Raw genomic sequence first — 20,048 nt, 5'->3', positions numbered from 1 at the left:
AGTAATCGCGGGTTAGGTTTGCTCTCCGGGCGAGGCAAGCGGCTTTCGTCCCCGGGATCGACGCGGTAGGAGTGAGGCAGCAAAAGAAGGGGCCACGATGCTGGACTGGCGGATGATCTGCGCTGCGGCGCTGTTTGGAATGGCAACGCCGGGGTTGGCCCAAGTGGGGCCTAAGCCGACCAATCCGGAGGAATGGATCACGGCTCATGACTATCCCGCTGCTGCGATAAGCAACGAGGACGAGGGAAGGGTCACCTTCAAGCTCTCCGTTTCGCCCGAGGGGACGGTGACCGGCTGCAAGACCACCGGTGGCACCGCGCCCGATAACCTCAAGCAACTGACCTGCCAGCTGGTCCGCGAGAGGGCGCGATTCAAGCCGGCGAGCAACAGTAAGGGCGACCCGGCCGAGGGAACCTATGAAGCCACCGTGGCGTGGGAAATCCCGGCGGCCGGCGAAGTGCCTAGCAAAACCTACGCCCTGCCGCCGATCCCTTTCTGGATAGGCGCAGATGTGCCGCATCCGGAGCCGGGCAGAACGGAAATCGTCATGACGATCAGGCCCGATGGCACGGTGGCGGATTGTACGTGGGAGACGTCTGGGGGCGCTGTGAATCGGGACTTGCCCGAAGGCCTTCTGAATAACTTCTGCGAGGGGTTCTCGTTTGCGCCTTTCTCCGATGGCTCCGGTACCCCAAAAACCTTCCGCATTCTGACGACGATCGAAGAGATCGAGAACGAATAGGTGCTTAAGGTTTGCACCTTGGACTTTGTCCCGCGTTTGACTATGTCTGACCGCATGCTTCGGCTTCTCCTCACCTGTCTTGCCTTTCTGACCGGCCTCGTCGCCGTCGGTACGCCGGCAAGCGCGATGTTCACGGAAAGCTCCGTGGCCGGTTCGGCTGCGGAAGTCTGCAGCAGCGACAAGGAGGACGCCCGGTGCGAATGCAGCACCGCGATTCGGGTGCGCAACTGGCGGATTGCGCTGGAACGGGTCTGCCGTCCGCGTACCCCCGTGATCTTTGTGCCGACGGTCCAGCTCGGCCCCGATCGCGCGCTCGAATAGCGCGTCACCCCACACATTTCGTTTCGCGTTCGCAGGACCGCCCGGCACTCGCAGTGTCAGGGCGCTGCACAGCATAATCCCATTATCGCAAGGCCCGTATTCCCATGTTCCAGTCCGTGATGAAGTCCGTCTTCGGCTCTTCCAACGATCGCTACGTCAAGTCGCTTCACAAGATCGTCGCGCAGATCAACGCGCTCGAGCCCGATATGCAGGCGCTCTCCGATGACGAGCTGCGCGCGCAGACCAGCAAGTTGCGCGACCAGCTCGATGCGGGGGCCAAGCTCGACGACCTGCTGCCCGAAGCCTTTGCGACCGTGCGCGAAGCCTCGGTACGCGTGTTCGGGATGCGTCACTTCGACGTGCAGATGATCGGCGGCATCGTGCTCCATCGCGGCGAGATCGCCGAGATGCGCACGGGTGAGGGCAAGACGCTGGTCGCCACGCTGGGGACCTATCTCAACGCGCTGGAAGGCAAGGGCGTCCACGTCGTCACCGTCAACGACTACCTCGCCCGCCGCGATGCCGAGTGGATGGGCCAGCTCTATCGCTGGCTCGGCCTGTCGGTCGGCGTGATCGTACCCAATCTCAGCGAGATCGAGCGGCGCGAGGCCTACGAGGCCGACATTACCTACGGCACGAACAACGAGTTCGGCTTCGACTACCTGCGCGACAACATGAAGCACGAGCGTAGCCAGATGGTGCAGCGCCCGTTCAACCACGCGATCATCGACGAGGTCGACTCGATCCTGATTGACGAAGCGCGCACCCCGCTGATCATCTCCGGCCCGACCGAGGACAAGACCGATCTCTACGTGACGATCGATCAGGTGATTAAGAACTTCGTCGCCGATCACAACGCGATCCCCGACAGCGCCAGCGAAGGCGTGGGCTTCTACGACACCGACGAGAAGAGCCGCACCGTCTCCCTGACCGAGGAAGGCGCGGAAGAGATCGAACAGCGCCTCGTCGCGTCGGGCCTGCTCGAAACCGACAACCTCTACGATGTCGAGAACACGCAGGTCGTCCACCACATGAACGAAGGCCTGCGCGCCAACCTGATGTTCAAGCTGGACGATCACTACATCGTGAAGGACAACAAAGTCGTCATCATCGACGAATTCACCGGCCGCATGATGGATGGCCGGCGCTGGTCCAACGGGTTGCACCAGGCGGTCGAGGCCAAGGAAGGCGTCAAGATCGAGCCCGAGAACCAGACGATGGCCTCGATCACTTTCCAGAACTTCTTCCGCATGTATCCCAAGCTTTCCGGCATGACCGGGACCGCGGCGACCGAGGCGGCGGAATTCTGGGACATCTACAAGATGAACGTGGTCGAGATCCCGACCAACGTCCCCGTCCAGCGGATCGACGAGGACGACGAGTTCTACAAGAACACGCTCGACAAGTTCCAGGCCATCGCCAAGGCGATCAAGGAGAAGTCGGACATCGGCCAGCCCGTGCTGGTCGGTACGGTCAGCATCGAGAAGTCCGAACTGCTCAGCCAGTTTCTCGACAAGGAAGGCGTCAAGCACGAAGTGCTCAACGCCCGCCAGCACGAGCGTGAGGCGCATATCGTCGCGCAGGCGGGCCGCCCGGGCGCGGTTACCATCGCGACCAACATGGCCGGTCGCGGGACCGACATCCAGCTGGGCGGCAACCTCGACTTCCTGATCGAAGACGAAGTCGGCGAGATGCCCGAAGGGCCCGAGCGCGACCGGGCGATCGAGAAGATCAAGGCGCAGGTCGCAGCAGACAAGGCCAAGGTGCTGGAGGCCGGTGGCCTGTTCGTGCTCGGAACCGAACGCCACGAAAGCCGCCGGATCGACAACCAGCTGCGCGGCCGCTCGGGCCGTCAGGGCGACCCCGGCCTGTCGCGCTTCTACCTGTGTCTGGAAGACGACCTCCTGCGCATCTTCGGGCCGGACACGCTGTTCTCCCGCATGATGAACTCCAACCTCAAGGACGGCGAGGCGATCGGGTCCAAGTGGCTGTCGAAGGCCATCGAGACCGCGCAGAAGAAGGTTGAGGCGCGCAACTACGACACCCGCAAGCAGGTCGTCGAATACGACGACGTGATGAACGACCAGCGCAAGGTCATCTACGAACAGCGCGCTGAGATCATGGATTCCGAAACCGTCGACGATGTCGTTCTCGACATGCGGCACGACACCATCTCCGCGATCGTGGCCGAAGCCTGCCCGCCGGGATCGTATCCGGAACAGTGGGATATCGCGGGCCTGAAGGCGCGGGTCGAGGAAGTGCTCGGCCTGACGCCGCCGATCGACCAGTGGCTGGAAGAGGACGCGGTCGAACCAGAGATGTTCGAGGAACGTCTGCGCGCCGAGACCGACGAACTGATGGAGCGCAAGATCGAGCAGAACGATCCGCAGCTGTGGCGCCGGGTGGAGAAGAGCATCCTGCTCGAACGGCTCGATTTCCACTGGAAGGAACACCTCGCCACGCTCGACGCGCTGCGGCAGGTCGTGTTCCTGCGGGCATACGCGCAGAAGACGCCGATCAACGAGTACAAGCAGGAAGCCTTCGGCCTGTTCGAGAAGATGCTGGAATCGCTGCGCGAGGATGTGACCAGCATCCTGCTCAAGAACGAGCTGCGGATCGCGCCGCCCCAGCGTGCGCTGCCCGACCTGCCCGATTTCCTGACCGGCCATATCGACCCGCTGACTGGACTGGACGATTCCAACGATGGCGACGGTTCGGAAAGCCGCGCCGCGATGTTCGGCTCGCTCGCCGGCTCGACCCGCGCCAATGCAGGGCCGGGCAATACGGCCGAGAATCCGTGGGCGGGGCAGGAGATCAGCCGCAACGCCCCGTGCCCGTGCGGTTCGGGTAACAAGTACAAGCACTGCCACGGCGCGGCCAAGGCTGTTGCGGGAGCCGCGGGATCGGCCTCGCCGCCCTCCTCGCCGCCTTCTGCGTAACCGCACTGCTCTATGCGTCGGTCGGCTTTGGTGGCGGATCGACGTATAGTGCTTTGCTGGCCCTGTCGGGGATGGACTACCGGCTGCTGCCGGTGGTCTCCCTGCTGTGCAATCTGGTGGTCGTCAGCGGCGGCACGCTGCGGTTCGCGCGTGCCGGGATTACCCCGTGGCGCGGCGCGCTGGGCCTCACCGCGATCGCCGCGCCCGCCGCCTTGCTGGGCGGGCTGACCCCGATCAGGGAACAGGCCTTCATGGCGCTGCTGGGCGCCAGCCTGTGCCTTGCCGGAGCGCTGCTGCTCCTCCCCCAGACCAGCGCGCGGGCCGCACCGGACGGAGAGCCTGCGCCGCGCCACGCCAAGCGCGCCATGCTGCTCGCCGCCGCACCGCTCGGCTATCTTGCCGGGCTGGTGGGGATCGGCGGCGGCATCTTCCTCGCCCCGCTGCTCCATCTGGTCCGCTGGAACGGCCCGCGCGCGATCGCGGCGACCGCCAGCCTGTTCATCCTCGTCAATTCGCTGTTCGGCCTCGTCGGCCAACTGAGCAAGAACGGCGCGGACATGCTGGGCGCGGCGGCGAGCACCGGCCTGCCGCTGATGATTGCGGTGGTGATCGGCGGCCAGATCGGCAGCCTGTTCGCGGTGCGCCTGTTCAAGCCGCAACTGATCCGCTGGCTGACCGCGGCACTGACGCTGTTCGTGGGCGTAAGGCTGCTCGCGGGCGGCTGAAGCGCGCATTTGCCCCGTCCGAGGCGTTTGGCGGGCCGAGCCCTGACACACCTGACACACAGTCCAGGGGATGGAAAACTCCCTCCGCGCGGAATGCCTGTTGAGAGGCCTTGCTGGACGGGCAGGGGAGAGGTGCGCACGCGCCATCGTGCGGCGGGTTTAGCGGGTGGGGGCGGAGTAGGAAAATGGACACTCGGTTAATCGACGCGCCCATCAAAGTACGAGCGAATGAGGAACCCATAACAAAGATCGAAGGTAAACGTTTCGCGCCCAGTGCCGGGCCATTGGAGTACCGGTATCGCTGCAAATTCTTGCACAAGAGGGGGGATGTTGGAGCTAAGAGCCTGACTCAGAAGTTTATGCGATCTGGCAGTGGCTTGCGATGAGGCGGGTGAGGCGGCGGATGTGGGCGATGGTAGTCCATGCGGTGGAACTTTCGATAGTTCTTTCCCAGTCCTTTGCGAGCCGTCGACATCTGCCGAGCCAGGCGAAGGTGCGCTCGACCACCCAGCGGCGCGGGAGCAGAACAAAGCCCCTGGCGGTGTCGCAGCGGCGCACGATCTCGAGCGTCCATTGCCCATGCCCTTGAAGCGCGCCGATGAGCTTGTCGCCTGCGTAGCCCCCATCGGCGAAGAGGTGGCGCAGCCACGGGAAGCGGTAGCGGATTGCCTTGATGAGATCGACCGCCCCGTCGCGATCCTGAATGCTGGCAGCGTGGATGGTGACGAACAACATCAGTCCGAGCGTATCGGTGATGATGTGACGCTTGCGTCCCATGATCTTCTTGCCCGCATCGTAGCCCCGTGGGCCGCCACTCTCGGTGGTCTTGACGCTCTGGCTATCGATCACCCCGGCGCTGGGGCTGGCCTCGCGCCCTTCGATCTGGCGCGCAGCCATCACCAGCAGGTGATTGATCGTCTGCCATAGGCCGCTGTCGCGCCAGGCATAGAAATAGCGTTGAACCGTCGAGAGCGGAGGGAAATCCTTGGGCAGCATCCGCCATTGGCAACCGCTTGTTGCCAGATAGAGGATCGCGTTCATCACCTCGCGCAGGTCGGCGCAGCGCGGCCTGCCGCCAGGTTTCGCGGGCGGCAACAGAGGCTCGATCAAGGCCCACTCGGCATCGCGCAAATCGCTTGGATAACGTAGACCCGGGCGGCTATGCTGCTGCCGGGAGGTATCGGTCCACATCGCTTATTCCTCGGTCGTTTCTGGCGAAACCCCGGAATCAGCGATGCACCAGCGCGTCAAGCGCAACCAGCTGATATCTCCCAACTACTTTTGAAGACAGGCTCTAAGAGTCCAAATCAAAGGTCATCCGTTCAGCGCGCCGCTGCGCGAGGAGTTCGGTGAGCTCGCAGGTCTCGTCACGTGACAGGTGACCTCGCGCTTGTTTTGCAAGCAACTCGGCAATGCGCATTTCTGCGAAACTTTTGACCTCGTAAATTGCATCTTCATGCGAGGCGATTGCAGCCGATGCCATCTTGATTTCCCTTTCAAAGGTTAGAATGCACTAATCGACCGAGGGTTTCGGTGCGTCGGAGGTTTTCTCCAGTTCCTCGCTCATCCTTCTTATGCCTAACGCGAGCTGAGCCATCGTCACAAACTGGGCGAGTGAGGAGTGATGTTCTTCCGACGGCAATTGGCTCTTCGAAAAGTGATTGCGCACGTTGCTAGTCGCGATCAGTACGCCCCAGCATTCATCTTCGTCCTGTAAAATTATAGGATGAGCGTAAATAGATCGATAAACGTCTGGTTGGACTGATTGCGTACCCAAGGCTGATTGCACTGCCGGGTCCTTCATGTCTCCCACCAGCACCGGAGTTCTGGTCTGAAAGCACCTCGCGCTGATTCCCACATCCGAAGGCCATGAACGAGCCTTATCGAGCGAGCAATCGACCGCACGCTTGTGCGCGATAGGTCTCAACACCTTCGTTCCGTTCTCGTCTATGGGACGTTGAATGGCTATCGACCAAATGTCATTTTGCTCAAAGCCGCAGGAGATAGAGAGAGAATGGCCGGTGTCCTCGAGCATCTCTTTTACAGTATCTTCCTCGGAGGTCCCCGTCTGTCTGAGCCTGGAGTGCGAGAAGTCCGCCCAAGTGCGCTGAGCCTCGTTGGCAGCGATGAGATTTTGATACCTGCGACGAAATTGTAGGAGGCGGGAGTTTTGAGAGAGAACTGAGCGTGCAGTGAGAATGGCTTCACGCGCCTTCTGAAGCTCTTCTGACGCGTCGGTTTCAGTGACAGCTAGAATGAGGCCGCCGATAAAGACTATAATAGACGAGCCTATGCCGATAATTCTAGACCACGGCACCCCCGTGGGGCTATCGGGCATATCCATCATAAATTGCGCTATTGTAGCTGCCGCTGCGCCGCCAGCGATAACAACGCCTTTTATGAACAGAGATGCGCGGACAAAGCGTTTAGACCTTTCTTCGAAAGCAGAGGCGACCTCCTCCTCTAAGTCGTCAAGCGTCTTCACCATACCTTTCCCCCTCCTTAATTCGATGCCACGAATTTGGTCGGAAAGGAATTGGGATCAATCAGGCCCTCAATTTTTTCCCCATCGTTCTCGTGCGATGGGCGGCAGAGAGGCCTGCGATTGCGGCGGGCGATAAGAAAATTGGAGGTCAATAAACCTCCCGTGGACGCCTTAGCTAGCTTTGGCTGTTGGCGCCATCAGGCTATCTTCACAAGGGAACAGCACCTGAGGGGGCAACTAGGCCCAAGCTCTCTAGGTCAAAAAAGGAGATATCTAGCTGGCCTGCCGACTGTCGCGAATTTATCGCGGCCTTCAATGGCTCCCCGAGTTGGATTCGAACCAACGACCAAGTGATTAACAGTCACCTACTCTACCGCTGAGCTATCGGGGAGCAGCCTTGTCGGCAGGCCCGCGCCTATATGGGGGTGCTCAGATTAACGCAAGCCCCTGCTGCAAAATCACACGACGAATTGTTCGGCGACGATCCGGTCGTCCAGCGCGTGGCCTTTGTCGAACAGCAGGGTCAGCTCGGAATCGCGTGCGATTTCAACGTGAACCTCGGCCACGTCGCGCACTTCCTTCTGGTCCGCCACGGCCGCCACGGGGCGCTTGGACGGCTCGTTTATGCGGAAGGTCACCTTCGCACGGTCGGGCAGAATCGCTCCGCGCCAGCGGCGGGGGCGGAAGGCGCTGATCGGGGTGAGGGCGAGCAGCTGGGAATCGAGCGGCAGGATCGGCCCGTTGGCAGACAGGTTGTAGGCGGTCGACCCGGCGGGCGTCGCCACCAGCACGCCGTCGGCGACCAGCTCCTCGATCCGGGTCTTGCCGTCGACCAGAATCTCGATCTTCGCGGTCTGGCGCGTCTCGCGCAGCAGGGAGACTTCGTTGAGCGCGCATTCGACGCGGGTGTCGCCGTTCTGGTTGATCGCTTCCATCCGCAGGGGAGAGATGCCGACCGGGCGGCTGCGGTTGACCCGCTCCACCAGCGCGCCCTTGGGCCGGTGCTTGTTCATCAGGAAGCCCATCGTGCCGCGGTTGACGCCGTAAACCGGCAGGATGCGTCCGCTGTCGAGCATCTTGTGCAGGGTTTGCAGCATGAACCCGTCGCCGCCCAGCGCGACCACCGCCTCCGCCTCTTCCTGCGGCACCCAGTCATGCGCATCGCGCAGCGCGGCGGCGGTATCCTGCGCCAGCGCGGAGTTCGATATCGCGAGCGCGAGCCGCTCGTATGTCGGTTGGCCGGCCATCAAAACCCTCTCTCAAACCCGTTCGCCTGCCTATGGAGGCGATGCCTGCTTGGCAATGCAACCTGGCGATTGGTGGGACAAGCGCAGCTTGCAGGCTTCCCCAAAACGCAGGGCCTTGCGATAAGGCGGCGATGAGTCCGACGGAACATCCCGCGAGCGAGCGCCCCACAGGGCTTGTCGATACCGAAGAGGCGCGCGAGATCCTCGGCATGTGGCTCGCCGAGGGGGAGGCGCGGGTCCACGCGATGCTGCTGGTGCTGGGCCGGTTCGATAGCGTCAATCTGGCCCACGGGGCGCAGACCGGCGACTATGCCTTGGGCGAGGTCGGGCGGCGGATGGCGCATTTCGCGCAGGACGAGTTTGCGCGGGCATCATGGCTGGTCGCGCGGATCGACGGGGGCAAGTTCCTGCTCGCCACGCGCGACAAGTGCAGCCGGGAGCGGTGGCAGTTTTTGGCCGAGACGCTGGCCGACGGGGTCGCCCAGCCGATGGCAGGCAGCGCGCTGGGCGTGCCGCAGCTGTGGCCACATATCGCGCTGATCCGCGCGCTGTCGGGCGACGATCCTACCACGGTGCTCGCGCGGCTCGGCGATGCGCAGATCGCGCTGCGCGGGGAGTCCGGGCGCAGGATCGTGTGGATCGACCGCGATCTGGCACCCGCCGGGTTCGATGTCGGCCAGATCGAGGCGGAGCTGCGGCGTTCGCTAGAGCGGGGCGCGATCTCGCTGCGCTTCCAGCCGCAATTCGCGCTCGCCGATGATGCGCTGATCGGGGCGGAGGCGCTGGTGCGGTGGGATCAGCCGCTACTGGGCGATATCGGCGGCGAAGCGCTGCTGCGGATCGCCGCGCGCGCAGACCTGACCACGCAGCTGACCCGCAAGGTGATCGAGGCCGCGCTGGATGCGGTGCGGGGCTGGCCCGAGGGGCTCAAGTGCTCGATCAACATCACCGCCGCCGATCTGGCGGTGGTGCGCTTTCCCGATGACCTGTTGCGGATGGTGGAGGAGCGGGGCGTCGACCCGGCGCGGCTTACGCTGGAGATCACCGAACAGGCGCTGCTGGGCGATCTGGACCTTGCTGCGCGCTCGCTCGGCCGCTTGCGCAATGCGGGGATGCGGATCGCGCTCGACGATTTCGGCGCGGGGTTCTGCAATTTCGGATATCTCAAATACCTGCCGCTCGATTTCATCAAGCTCGACCGGATCATGCTGGATGGCGTGGCAGAAAGCGCGCGCGACCGCGCGGTGCTGCGCGCGGTGATCGCCATGGCCCGCGCGCTGGAGCTGGCGGTGATCGCCGAGGGGGTCGAGGACGAAACGCAGCGCAAAATCGCGCTTGAGGAAGGGTGCAGCGCGTACCAGGGCTTCCTGCGCGCGCGCCCGCTGCCGCACGAGGAGTTCCTCGCGCTGGCGAGCGGGCAAGCCTAGGCTGGCGCTTTCTCCTTCTTCGCCGCGCGTTTGGCGATCGCGCTGAGGCCCTTGGTCAGCTGGAACAGACCGTTGAGGCGGCTTTGCGGATCGCCCCAGGCGCGGTTGACGACCAGCTTCATGTCCGGCCGCAGCTTCACCGCCTCGGCCCGCTTGTCGACATAGGCGAGCAGGCCGACCGGATCGGGGAAATCGTCCTTGTGGAAGGTGACCAGCGTGCCGCGCGCGCCGACGTCGATCTTGGCGATATTCGCCTCGATCGCCTGATGCTTGATCTCGATCAGGCGGACGAGGTTCTGCGTCGCGGAGGGTAGTTCGCCGAAGCGGTCGATCATCTCGGCGGCCAGCCCTTCGATCTCGGCCTTGTCGCTCGCCTGGTTGAGGCGGCGATAGAGCGCCATGCGCACGGCGAGGTCGGGCACGTAATCCTCGGGGATCATGATCGGCGCATCGACCGTGATCTGCGGGCTGAAGTCCTCAGCGGGCTTCTCGAGCCCCATCTCGCCCGCCTTCGCGGCGAGGATCGCGTCCTCCAGCATCGACTGGTAGAGTTCGAACCCGACCTCGCGGATGTGGCCCGACTGTTCGTCGCCCAGCAGATTGCCCGCGCCGCGAATGTCGAGATCGTGGCTGGCGAGCTGGAAGCCCGCGCCCAGCGAATCGAGATCGCTCAGCACCTTCAGCCGCTTCTCTGCGACCTCCGACAGAGCCTCGTCCGCAGGCGTGGTCAGGTAGGCATAGGCGCGCAGCTTCGCGCGGCCCACGCGCCCGCGCAGCTGGTATAGCTGGGCGAGGCCGAAGCGGTCGGCGCGGTGGATGATGATCGTGTTGGCGCTCGAAATATCGAGCCCGCTTTCGACGATCGTGGTCGACAGCAGTACGTCGTATTTCTTTTCGTAAAACGCGCTCATTCGGTCCTCGACCTCCGACGCGCTCATCTGGCCATGTGCGGGCACCACCTTCACTTCGGGCACATGCTCGTGCAGCCAGTCGAGCAGCGGGTCCATGTCGGAGATGCGCGGCACCACGATGAAGCTCTGGCCGCCGCGATGATGTTCGCGCAGCAGCGCCTCGCGGATCACCATATCGTCCCACTCGATAACGTAAGTCCGCACCGCAAGGCGGTCCACCGGCGGGGTCTGGATGGTGGAAAGCTCGCGCAGGCCGGTCATCGCCATCTGCAGCGTGCGCGGAATGGGCGTGGCGGTCAGCGTGAGCATGTGCACGTCCGCGCGCAGCTGCTTCAGCTTTTCCTTGTGGGTCACGCCGAAACGCTGTTCCTCGTCGACGATCACGAGCCCCAGATCCTTGAACTTGGTCGACTTGGAGAGGATCGCGTGGGTGCCGACCACGATGTCCATCGTGCCGTCGGCCAGCGCATCGCGCGTCTCGCTGCTTTCCTTGGCCGAAACGAGCCGGCTGAGCCGCCCGACCTTGAGCGGGAAACCGGCGAAGCGTTCGCTGAAATGCTGGAAATGCTGGCGCGCGAGCAGCGTGGTCGGCGCGACGACTGCGACCTGCTGGCCGCCCATCGCCGCGACGAAGGCGGCGCGCAGCGCGACCTCGGTCTTGCCGAAGCCGACATCGCCGCAGACGAGGCGGTCCATCGGCTTGCCGCTTTCCAGATCGCCCAGCACGTCGGCGATCGCGCGCTCCTGATCCTCGGTCTCTTCCCAGGGGAAGCGGTCGACGAACTGGTTGTAGCTGGCATGATCGGCCTCCAGCACGGGCGCCTTCTTCAGCGCGCGCTGCGCGGCGGTGCGCATCAGTTCGCTGGCGATCTCGCGGATGCGTTCGCGCAGCTGGGCGCGGCGTTTCTGCCATGCCTCGCCGCCCAGCCGGTCGAGCATCACCGCATCCTCGCTGCTGCCGTAGCGGGAGAGGACTTCGAGGTTTTCGACCGGGATGTAGAGCTTGTCGCCGCCCTTGTACTGCAACATCACGCAGTCGTGCTTGGACTTGCCCACGGTGACCGGTTCGAGGCCGAGATATTTGCCGATGCCGTGTTCGGTGTGAACCACCAGGTCGCCGCGCGACAGCGCCTGTAGCTCGCTGAGGAAGGCATCCGAATCGCGCCGCTTCTTGCGGCGGCGGACCAGCCTGTCGCCGAGCAGATCCTGCTCGGTCACCAGCTCGATATCCTCGCTCGCGAAGCCGCTGTCGAGCGGGAGGATCATCGCCGTGGGCTTGCCTTTGGCGGACTTGCCCAGCGCTTCCTGCCAGCTTTCGGCCAGCGCGAGTTCGGTGCCCGCTTCGCCCAGGATCGAGGCGATGCGTTGGCGGCTACCCTTCGAATAGGCGGCGAGCAGCGGGCGCTTGCCCGCCTTGGCGAGCTTCTTGAAGTGCTCGGCCGCTGCCTCGTACACATTGTCGCCGCGCGCACGCTCGGGCGCGAAGTCGCGGGCAGAGCGGAAGCCGAAGTCGATCACGCTGTCGCTCTCGGGCTCGTCGAACCCGGTCGCGCGGTGGACCGGGCGTGTTTCGAGAGTGGTGCCGATCTCGTCCTCGGTGAGATAGAGCGCCTGCGGGTCGAGCGGGCGATAGCTGCCCGCCTTCTGGCCCGCGGTTTCGGTGCGGGTGCGGCGGTATTCGGCGATGTCGCCCAGCCGCTCCTCGAACGCGGCCAGAGCGCCGACATCGATCACTACCGGATCGCTGGTGCCCAGATGGTCGAACAGGGTCGCCAGCTTCTCCTCGAACAGAGGCAGCCAGTGCTCCATCCCGGCCTGCCGCCGCCCTTCGCTGACCGCTTCGTAAAGCGGGTCCTGCGTGGCGTTCGCGCCGAACCGCTCGCGATAGCCCGCGCGGAAACGCTTGATCGTCGCGTCTTCGAGCAAAACTTCGGACGCGGGCAGCAGGAGGAAGCTGTCGAGCGTGCCTGTGGTGCGCTGCGTGTTCGGGTCGAACAGGCGCAGGCTTTCCAGCTCGTCACCGAAGAAATCGAGCCGCAGGCCCTGTTCGAGGCCGGAGGGGAAGATGTCGAAGATCGACCCGCGCACCGCGAATTCGCCCGCGTCGATCACGGTGTCCGTGCGGCTATAACCCTGCTTCTGCAGCAGCTGGGTCAGGCTCTCGTGCCCGATATGCACGCCCGGCTTCAGCTCGCGCACCGCCTCGCGGATGCGGAACGGGGTGAGCATGCGCTGGACCACGGCGTTGGCGGTGGTCACCAGCAGCTGCGGCGCGCCTTTTTCCGCCTGCAAACGATGCAGCGCGGAAAGGCGCTGGGTGCTGATCGACAGCGCAGGAGATGCCCGGTCGTAGGGCAGGCAGTCCCAAGCGGGCAACTCGATCACGCTAAGCTCGGGCGCGAAATAGCGCGCGGCATCCGCGACCGCGCGCATCGCGCTGTCGTCCGGCGCGACGAACACCGCGCGCTTGTGCGCCGCGCGGGCGAGATCGGCCATCACCAGCGGCTGGCTCCCCCGCGCAAGATTGGCGAAGGTGAGCGGTTGTTTGGCGGAGAGGATGCGGGAAAGGTCGGGCATTATGGCGTAAGTCGATCCGTGCTGTGCGTGTTCCGCGCAAACGAAAATAGCCCCCTGCTCGCGAAGAGGAGGGGGGCCGGGGTTCGGGGTGGGACTAGCGGGCGGTGGCGCAATGCACCAGCCCGCATGCGCCAAATCCTAGCGGGGAATATCGACGTAATCGAGCTTCTGCATGATCGCGATCCGCTCGCCCTGCATTTCCGGCGGGATCGGCTGCGTCTTGAGCGCCCAGGCCATGATCTCGACATCGTCGTAATCGAGCAGGGTTTCGAACCAGACGAGGTCTTCCTCGCCCCATTCGGCGTGATAGCGGTCGAAATAGCCGCCGATCATGTAATCGGCTTCACGCGTGCCACGGTGCCAGGCGCGGAACTTGGCACGGGCGAGGCGGGATTCGAAGCTGGGGGAGGTCATGGGGCGGGAGGTAGATTTTCTGCGCACCGCTTTCAACTCGTCATTGCGAGGAGGGGCACCGCAGCTGACCCGACGCGGCAATCCACAGCGGCACGCCGTGGATTGCTTCGCTCCGCTCGCAATGACGCGATAGCTGGGCCATATCGATGGTCCCATGCGGCCCGAAATCCTCAACCCCCTGTTTGCCGAGGTCGACACGCTCGACGGTGTCGGGCCCAAGCTGAAGAAGCCGCTGGAAAAGCTGCGCTGCACGCGCGTGCGCGACATTGCCTATCACTGGCCCGATCGCTTCGTGACCCGCCGCCCGGTCGAAACGCTCGACGAGGCGGGCGAGGGCGAGCAGATCATTATCGCGCTGACCGTGACCGAGCATCGCTCCGGTGCCTCGCGCCGCGCGCCCTATCGCGTGCTGGCGACCGACAGCGCGGGCAATGTGCTGGCGCTGACCTTCTTCGGGCGCGCTTCCTACACGGCCAAGAAGCAGCTGCCCGTCGGCGAGAAGCGCCGCGTGGCGGGCAAGCTGGAGCGGTATGGCGACATGCTCCAGATGGTCCATCCCGACCATGTGATGAAGCTGGACGATGCAGGCCTCGGCCAGATGCGCGAGCCGGTCTACAGCCTCGCCGAAGGGCTGACCCAGCCGCGCATGGCGAGCCTTGCGGCGCAGGCGCTGGAGAAGCTGCCCGACCTGCCCGAATGGATCGAGCCCGGCATGCTCGCACAGCAGAAATGGCCCGCCTGGGGCGAAGCGCTGCGCAGCGTGCATGCGCGCGACGACGAGACGGCGAAGGACCGGCTCGCCTATGACGAACTGCTCGCCAATGCGCTGGCCTTGCAGCTGGTGAAGGCGGATAACCGCCGCAAGCGCGGACGCCCGCTGGCAGGCGACGGACACCTGCGCGACAAGCTGCAATTGCCGTTCCCGCTGACCGGCGCGCAGGAGCGTTCGATCCGCGAGATCGAGGGCGACCTCGCGCAGGACGCGCCGATGCTGCGTCTGCTGCAGGGCGATGTCGGCGCGGGCAAGACGGTGGTGGCGCTGCACGCGATGCTGGTCGCGGTGGAGGCGGGCGCGCAGGCCGCGCTGCTCGCTCCGACCGAAATCCTCGCCCGCCAGCACTTCGAGACCCTGCGCGAGATGGCGCGGCCCACCGGCGTGGAGGTCGCTCTGCTGACAGGGCGCGACAAGGGCCGGGCGCGCGAAAGCATCCTGATGGGGCTGATGGATGGCAGCATCCAGATCGTGGTCGGCACGCATGCGATCTTCCAGGAAGCGGTGCAGTACCGCGATCTCGGGCTGGTGGTGGTGGACGAACAGCATCGCTTCGGCGTTTCGCAACGCCTCCAGATGGCGGGGAAGGGCAAGCGCCCGCCGCACACGCTTTCGATGACCGCCACCCCGATCCCGCGCACGCTGACGCTGGCGAACTATGGCGAGATGGAGGTCAGCCGGCTCGACGAACTGCCGCCGGGCAGGCAGGCGATCGATACGCGCGTGGTCGGGATGGATCGCCTGCCAGAAGTGGTCGAGGCGGTCGGGCGGCACCTCGCGAGCGGGCAGCAGGCCTACTGGGTGTGCCCGATGGTCCGCGATGAGGAGGGCATGGAGAAAGCCGCGGCCGAGCAGCGCTACGCAGCGCTCAAGGCGCGGTTCGACGACGATGCCGTGGTGATGGTCCACGGCCAGCTCGACCCCGAGGTGAAGGACGCCGCGATGGCGCGCTTCGCCAGCGGGCAGGCGAAGCTGCTGGTCGCGACCACCGTGATCGAGGTCGGCGTCGATGTGCCCGCCTCCACGCTGATCGTGATCGAACAGGCGGAAAGCTTCGGCCTCGCCCAGTTGCACCAGCTGCGTGGCCGCGTGGGGCGCGGGAGCGAGAAGTCGGTCTGCCTGCTGCTGCGCGGCAACCAGCTGTCCGAAACGGGCCAGCGCCGCCTCGCCCTGATGCGCGAGACGCAGGACGGTTTTCGAATTGCGGAGGAAGACCTCGAACTGCGCGGCGGAGGCGAATTGCTCGGCACGCGCCAGTCGGGTGACACGCCGTTCCGGATCGCCACTCTCGACCAGATGCAGCGCTTTCTCGACCCCGCCACCGCCGATGCCAAACTGCTGATGGACCGCGATGCCGGGCTGGAAGGCGAGCGGGGCGAGGCGGCGCGGGTGCTGCTCTACCTGATGGAGCGCGACATGGGCGTGCGCACGCTTCGGGGCGGGTGAGCATTTATCCCCTTCCTTGGGGGGAGGGGTTTAACTCGGCTTCGAAAGCCGCTCCACCAGCGCCCGCGCCGCCGCGTCGACATCCTCCCACGTCGCCTCGAACTGCTCCTCGCCATCATGGTACGGGTCGGCAATCACCGCGCCTTCGCGGCCGGGCACCAGGTCCATCAGCAGCGAGACATGCGTACGCGATCCCTCGGGCCGCAGCGCCTCGATATTGCGCAGGTTCTGGTGGTCCATCGCGAAGATATGCGTGAAGCGGTGAAAGTCCTCGACCACCAGCTGCCGTCCGGAATAGCCCGAAATGTCGATCCCGTGCTTCGCGGCTTCCTCGACGCTGCGCGGATCGGGCGGGCTGCCGACGTGGTAGTCCGCGGTGCCTGCACTGTCGGCCTCCGCCTCCAGCCCGGCCTTCTCCGCAGCGTCTCGAAACGCCGCTTCGGCGAGCGGGGAGCGGCAGATATTGCCAAGGCAGACGAACAGGATCGCGGGTTTTTCCATGGCCCCGACGTACTGGACGGGGCCGGGCCAGAGCAATAGAGATCGCCCAACAAGGGGAGACACACATGAAGCACCTGTTCGCCGCAACCGCGCTGACACTCACCATCGCCAGCCCGCTGACTGCCGGACCGGTCGAAGATTACACCGAGCTGCGCGAAGACGTGTGGCAGGACATGCTCGACGACAATCCTACCTTGGCGACCTCGGTGGGCGACCGGCGCGGGGACGGGCAACTGGGCGACCTCAGCATGGCGGCCTATGATCGCAACGTCGCCGAAGACCGCGAATTCCTCGCCCGGCTCAACTCCATCGACGAGAGCGCGCTGCCCGAAGACCTGCGGGTGGACTACGCGATCCTCAAGTCGTCGCTCGAAGACGGGATCGAGGGCGCGCAGTTCGACCAGACCCGCTACGTCCTGTTCACCAATCGCGGCGGCTGGTTCAGCTGGATCGCATCGCTGCCCTACAGCTCCCCGTTGTTCACCAAGGCCGATTACGAAAGCTACGTTGCGCGGCTCGAAGCCTATGGCGCGCAGAACGAAGCCGGGATCGCCCGCAGCCGAGAGGCGGTGGCGCGCGGGCTGACGCAGGCGTGCGGGCCGATGGAAGGCGTCGAGGACCAGATCACCGGGCAGATGGCGGACAGCCCCGAGGAATCGGGCTTCTGGCGTCCGTTCGAAAAGCGCCCCTCGACCATTTCGGAAGCCGACTGGGCAGCCCTGCAGGCCCGCGCACGTGCCGCGCTGACCGATGTGGTGTTCCCCGCCTACGAGGATTTCCTCAGCTTCTATACCGAGGAATACGCGCCCGAATGCCGCACCGGCCTGCCCGGTGTCGCCGAAACCGCGAACGGCGATGACTACTACGCCTATCGCGTCCGCAGCTTCACCACGACCGACATGACGCCGGACCAGATCCACCAGCTGGGCCTGTCCGAAGTCGCGCGGATCCGGGCGGAGATGGAGGAGGTCGCGGCAGAGGCGGGCTTCGACACCCGCGAGGCCTTCGTCGAACACCTGCGCACCGATCCGCAATATTATATGACCGACGAAGCCGAGTACGAACGCTATGTCGGCGCGCTGGCCAAGCAGATCGACGGCTGGATGCCCAAGCTCTTCGGCACCCTGCCGCGCCAGCCCTACACGGTCCAGCCGATCCCCGCCGCGCAGGCGCCGGGCAACACCACTGCCTATTACGAGCCCGGTTCGCTCGAAACCGGGCAGGCGGGTATCTACCGCATCAACCTGACCGAGCTGGACCAGCGCCCGCTGTGGGAACTGCCCGCGCTCGGCGTGCACGAGGCGGTGCCCGGCCACCACCACCAGATTGCGTTGCAGCAGGAGCTCGACCTCCACCCGCTGCGCCGCAACGGCACCTTCTTCACCGCCTTCGTGGAAGGGTGGGGCCTCTATTCCGAACGGCTCGGGATCGAGATGGGGCTGTACGATACGCCCGCCAAGCAGATGGGGCGCCTGAGCTACGAAATGTGGCGCGCGACCCGGCTGGTGGTCGATACCGGCATCCACTCGAAGGGCTGGACCAAGCAACAGGCGGTCGATTTCATGACCGAGAACACCGCGCTCAGTGCCGCGAATATCGACGCCGAGGTCAACCGTTACATCACCTGGCCCGGCCAGGCGCTGGCCTACAAGATCGGCGAGCTGAAGATCCGCGAGTTGCGTGGGCGTGCTGAGGAGGCGCTGGGCGACCGGTTTGACCTGCGCGCGTTCCATGACGCGGTGCTGGAAAACGGTGCGGTCCCGCTCGACGTGCTGGAAGAGCATATCGATCGCTGGATCGCGGAGCAGCGGGAGGGCTGACCCTCCCAATCGTCATTGCGAGGAGCGAAGCGACGAAGCAATCCATGGACTGGACGCTCTGCCTTGCTCATGGCTTGCGAGATCCCACCGTGGATTGCCGCGCGACCTGCGGTCGCTCGCAATGACGAATTTCTAGGTAGCTGCCGTCCGCTCCAGCACATCGCGCACGATGGCGTGGATGTTGACCACCGCACCGATCCGCGCGCCGAGCAGCGCCGTACCGCTGACCTTGCGCTGGACGAACAAGGTCTCGGCGGGCGGGATGTGCCAGATGGACTTGTCCTGCGCGATGACCATGCCTTCGTCACGCAGCACGGGGACAAAACCCCGGTCCCCGAAATCGAATGGAGCATCCTTGGCCATTTCGCCGAGGATGATCGCGATCATCCGGTCGATCGCCTCGCCATGTTTTTCGACCACGGCGGGCGACATGAATTGCGCATCGATAGCCGCCTGACGAACGCCCGCATGGTCGCGGTCGAGCCCGGCGCGCAATAGTTCGCGGTAGGATTGCTGTACTTCGCGGTCGACCTCGCGAGTCGCTCCGAAATCGAGCAGCACGATCTTCCGGTCGGCTTCGCGGTAGCGGTAGTTGGCGAAATTGGGGTCGGTTTGCATCAGGCCCCATTCGAACAATTCGCGCGCGACCAGCTCGATCACCTCAGCGAAAACGCTGTCGCGCACATCCTGCGGTTGGTCGCCAAGCTGTTCGACCGGGCGGCCTTCCTCGTAACTCATCGCCAGAATGCGGTCGCGCGTCAGCTCTTCGTCGAGCGTCGGCACCACGAAAGCCTCGTGCCCGGCGAGCAGCTCGCCATAGCGCTGCATCATCCGCCCTTCGCGGCGATAGTCCGCTTCCTCGTGCAGCTGCTCCTTCGCCGCCGCCAGCAGCGGAGTGACGTCGAGTTCCTTGGGCAGCAGGCCGGTCACGCGCAGCAGCGTGGCGACATTATCGACGTCGGAATCGATACTCTGCGCTACGCCGGGATATTGCACCTTGATCGCCAGCATTCGCCCGTCGCGGGTCAGCGCGCGGTGGACCTGGCCGATGCTCGCGGCGGCGATCGGGCGCGGCTCGAACCGGCGGAAATTCTTGCGCCAGTCGCTACCCCATTCCTCAGCCAGCACCCGGTCGAGCTGGCGCGGGGGCATGAAGTCGGCATTGTCGCGCAGTTTGGCGAGGATTTCGGACAGCTCGGAGGGCAGGGCATCGCCCGCGTCCATCGAGAGCATCTGCCCCATCTTCATCGCCGCGCCGCGCAGGTGCGACAGGCGTTCGGTCAGACGACCAATATTGCCGGGAGTGAGAACCAGATCGTTCATCCGCACCCGCTCGCCCGAGGCGACGCGGCGCGCGCCCTCGGCCAGCATTCCGCCGGCGACTCCGCCGGCGAGCCGACCGAAGCCGCCCAGCCTTCCGATCCGGGACGAAGGGACCGCGCGATGGCGACCCTTCGCGTCATCCTCCCGCGCCATGGTCTTAGGCGTAGTTCACATAGAGCGAGTAGATCAGGCCGGGCACATAGAAGATAAGCGTCAGGATCAGGCTGATGAGGAATTGCGTGCCGAGCCCATGCTTGAGCGCGACGCCCAGCGGCGGAAGCAGGATGGTGGCGATGAGGATGATGATAGGCATGTAAGAAACTCTCCTTTGCCTGATCAACCGCGCCTGAACCTGCCTGTTCCGCGCAAATGTGCAGAATGGCCGCCTTGCAAAAAGA

16 protein-coding genes and 1 tRNA gene are annotated in these 20,048 nt (G+C 64.7%); 7 read left to right on the top strand and 10 right to left on the bottom strand.

Annotation, left to right across the window (positions count from 1 at the left end; genetic code table 11):
• The first annotated feature begins 97 nt into the window (after window positions 1–97).
• From VO57_010815 to VO57_010800, 4 genes are all read left to right on the top strand, one after another.
• Window positions 98–742 carry a TonB family protein gene (locus VO57_010815; protein XBL68623.1) on the top strand — a complete coding sequence of 215 codons (645 nt, stop codon included), beginning with the start codon at window positions 98–100 and terminating at the stop codon, window positions 740–742.
• Between the two features lie 54 nt (window positions 743–796).
• Complete coding sequence (locus VO57_010810; protein XBL68622.1) at window positions 797–1,063, top strand: hypothetical protein; 267 nt, start codon at window positions 797–799, stop codon at window positions 1,061–1,063.
• A gap of 104 nt (window positions 1,064–1,167) precedes the next feature.
• Window positions 1,168–4,002 carry a preprotein translocase subunit SecA gene (gene secA, locus VO57_010805; GenBank protein ID XBL68621.1) on the top strand — a complete coding sequence of 945 codons (2,835 nt, stop codon included), beginning with the start codon at window positions 1,168–1,170 and terminating at the stop codon, window positions 4,000–4,002.
• Window positions 3,927–4,727 carry a sulfite exporter TauE/SafE family protein gene (locus VO57_010800; protein ID XBL71327.1) on the top strand — a complete coding sequence of 267 codons (801 nt, stop codon included), beginning with the start codon at window positions 3,927–3,929 and terminating at the stop codon, window positions 4,725–4,727. The genes secA and VO57_010800 overlap by 76 nt, the downstream gene beginning before the upstream one ends.
• A gap of 357 nt (window positions 4,728–5,084) precedes the next feature.
• Here the strand turns inward: VO57_010800 and VO57_010795 are convergent, their stop codons facing one another.
• The 5 genes from VO57_010795 to VO57_010775 form a co-directional block, all read right to left on the bottom strand.
• Entirely contained in the window at window positions 5,085–5,918 is an 834-nt protein-coding gene (locus VO57_010795; protein XBL68620.1) for an IS5 family transposase, read from the bottom strand.
• Between the two features lie 103 nt (window positions 5,919–6,021).
• The gene (locus VO57_010790) at window positions 6,022–6,210 is read right to left on the bottom strand and encodes a hypothetical protein (GenBank protein XBL68619.1); all 189 of its coding nucleotides are present in this window, start codon (window positions 6,208–6,210) and stop codon (window positions 6,022–6,024) included.
• A gap of 30 nt (window positions 6,211–6,240) precedes the next feature.
• A complete protein-coding gene (locus VO57_010785) occupies window positions 6,241–7,215 on the bottom strand; it encodes a GAF domain-containing protein (GenBank protein ID XBL68618.1) in 975 nt (324 codons plus the stop codon).
• A 313-nt stretch (window positions 7,216–7,528) separates the two neighbouring features.
• A tRNA-Asn gene (locus VO57_010780) sits at window positions 7,529–7,603 on the bottom strand.
• A 67-nt stretch (window positions 7,604–7,670) separates the two neighbouring features.
• Window positions 7,671–8,459 (bottom strand): NAD kinase, encoded by a 789-nt coding sequence (locus tag VO57_010775; GenBank protein ID XBL68617.1) that lies wholly within the window; start codon window positions 8,457–8,459, stop codon window positions 7,671–7,673.
• 131 nt (window positions 8,460–8,590) lie between these two features.
• Here VO57_010775 and VO57_010770 point away from each other — a divergent pair, with 131 nt between their 5' ends.
• A complete protein-coding gene (locus VO57_010770; protein XBL68616.1) occupies window positions 8,591–9,886 on the top strand; it encodes an EAL domain-containing protein in 1,296 nt (431 codons plus the stop codon).
• Here VO57_010770 and mfd read toward each other — a convergent pair.
• Window positions 9,883–13,374 carry a transcription-repair coupling factor gene (gene mfd / locus VO57_010765; GenBank protein XBL68615.1) on the bottom strand — a complete coding sequence of 1,164 codons (3,492 nt, stop codon included), beginning with the start codon at window positions 13,372–13,374 and terminating at the stop codon, window positions 9,883–9,885. The genes VO57_010770 and mfd overlap by 4 nt on opposite strands.
• 138 nt (window positions 13,375–13,512) lie before the next feature.
• On the bottom strand, window positions 13,513–13,788 hold the full coding sequence (locus tag VO57_010760) for a succinate dehydrogenase assembly factor 2 (GenBank protein XBL68614.1): 276 nt from the start codon (window positions 13,786–13,788) through the stop codon (window positions 13,513–13,515).
• Between the two features lie 154 nt (window positions 13,789–13,942).
• Between VO57_010760 and recG the strand changes: the two genes are divergently transcribed.
• Window positions 13,943–16,006 (top strand): ATP-dependent DNA helicase RecG, encoded by a 2,064-nt coding sequence (gene recG / locus VO57_010755; GenBank protein XBL68613.1) that lies wholly within the window; start codon window positions 13,943–13,945, stop codon window positions 16,004–16,006.
• 30 nt (window positions 16,007–16,036) lie between these two features.
• On the opposite strand, the gene VO57_010750 is transcribed toward recG, so the two are convergent.
• Entirely contained in the window at window positions 16,037–16,507 is a 471-nt protein-coding gene (locus tag VO57_010750) for a low molecular weight protein-tyrosine-phosphatase (GenBank protein ID XBL68612.1), read from the bottom strand.
• A gap of 65 nt (window positions 16,508–16,572) precedes the next feature.
• On the opposite strand from VO57_010750, the gene VO57_010745 reads away from it, so the two are divergent.
• Window positions 16,573–18,327, top strand: a complete 1,755-nt coding sequence (locus VO57_010745; GenBank protein XBL68611.1) for a DUF885 domain-containing protein — start codon at window positions 16,573–16,575, stop codon at window positions 18,325–18,327.
• A gap of 132 nt (window positions 18,328–18,459) precedes the next feature.
• Here the strand turns inward: VO57_010745 and VO57_010740 are convergent, their stop codons facing one another.
• Window positions 18,460–19,803 (bottom strand): AarF/ABC1/UbiB kinase family protein, encoded by a 1,344-nt coding sequence (locus tag VO57_010740; GenBank protein ID XBL68610.1) that lies wholly within the window; start codon window positions 19,801–19,803, stop codon window positions 18,460–18,462.
• A 4-nt stretch (window positions 19,804–19,807) separates the two neighbouring features.
• Complete coding sequence (locus VO57_010735) at window positions 19,808–19,963, bottom strand: YqaE/Pmp3 family membrane protein (GenBank protein XBL68609.1); 156 nt, start codon at window positions 19,961–19,963, stop codon at window positions 19,808–19,810.
• Between the last annotated feature and the right edge of the window lie 85 nt (window positions 19,964–20,048).

Source organism: Citromicrobium bathyomarinum, from assembly GCA_001306305.2.
In the GTDB taxonomy this organism is placed as follows: Bacteria; Pseudomonadota; Alphaproteobacteria; order Sphingomonadales; family Sphingomonadaceae; genus Alteriqipengyuania; species Alteriqipengyuania bathyomarina.
Note: the sequence above shows the minus strand (reverse complement) of the source record. Positions and strands in the feature narration are given on the sequence as shown.

What these genes read in the sequence shown, in the direction of transcription:
- VO57_010815 (XBL68623.1), top strand. Translation starts at nt 98, where the DNA reads ATGCTGGACTGGCGGATGATCTGCGCTGCGGCGCTGTTTGGAATGGCA.
- VO57_010810 (XBL68622.1), top strand. Translation starts at nt 797, where the DNA reads ATGCTTCGGCTTCTCCTCACCTGTCTTGCCTTTCTGACCGGCCTCGTC.
- secA (XBL68621.1), top strand. Translation starts at nt 1,168, where the DNA reads ATGTTCCAGTCCGTGATGAAGTCCGTCTTCGGCTCTTCCAACGATCGC.
- VO57_010795 (XBL68620.1), bottom strand. Translation starts at nt 5,918, where the DNA reads ATGTGGACCGATACCTCCCGGCAGCAGCATAGCCGCCCGGGTCTACGT.
- VO57_010790 (XBL68619.1), bottom strand. Translation starts at nt 6,210, where the DNA reads ATGGCATCGGCTGCAATCGCCTCGCATGAAGATGCAATTTACGAGGTC.
- VO57_010785 (XBL68618.1), bottom strand. Translation starts at nt 7,215, where the DNA reads ATGGTGAAGACGCTTGACGACTTAGAGGAGGAGGTCGCCTCTGCTTTC.
- VO57_010775 (XBL68617.1), bottom strand. Translation starts at nt 8,459, where the DNA reads ATGGCCGGCCAACCGACATACGAGCGGCTCGCGCTCGCGATATCGAAC.
- VO57_010770 (XBL68616.1), top strand. Translation starts at nt 8,591, where the DNA reads ATGAGTCCGACGGAACATCCCGCGAGCGAGCGCCCCACAGGGCTTGTC.
- mfd (XBL68615.1), bottom strand. Translation starts at nt 13,374, where the DNA reads ATGCCCGACCTTTCCCGCATCCTCTCCGCCAAACAACCGCTCACCTTC.
- VO57_010760 (XBL68614.1), bottom strand. Translation starts at nt 13,788, where the DNA reads ATGACCTCCCCCAGCTTCGAATCCCGCCTCGCCCGTGCCAAGTTCCGC.
- recG (XBL68613.1), top strand. Translation starts at nt 13,943, where the DNA reads ATGCGGCCCGAAATCCTCAACCCCCTGTTTGCCGAGGTCGACACGCTC.
- VO57_010750 (XBL68612.1), bottom strand. Translation starts at nt 16,507, where the DNA reads ATGGAAAAACCCGCGATCCTGTTCGTCTGCCTTGGCAATATCTGCCGC.
- VO57_010745 (XBL68611.1), top strand. Translation starts at nt 16,573, where the DNA reads ATGAAGCACCTGTTCGCCGCAACCGCGCTGACACTCACCATCGCCAGC.
- VO57_010740 (XBL68610.1), bottom strand. Translation starts at nt 19,803, where the DNA reads ATGGCGCGGGAGGATGACGCGAAGGGTCGCCATCGCGCGGTCCCTTCG.
- VO57_010735 (XBL68609.1), bottom strand. Translation starts at nt 19,963, where the DNA reads ATGCCTATCATCATCCTCATCGCCACCATCCTGCTTCCGCCGCTGGGC.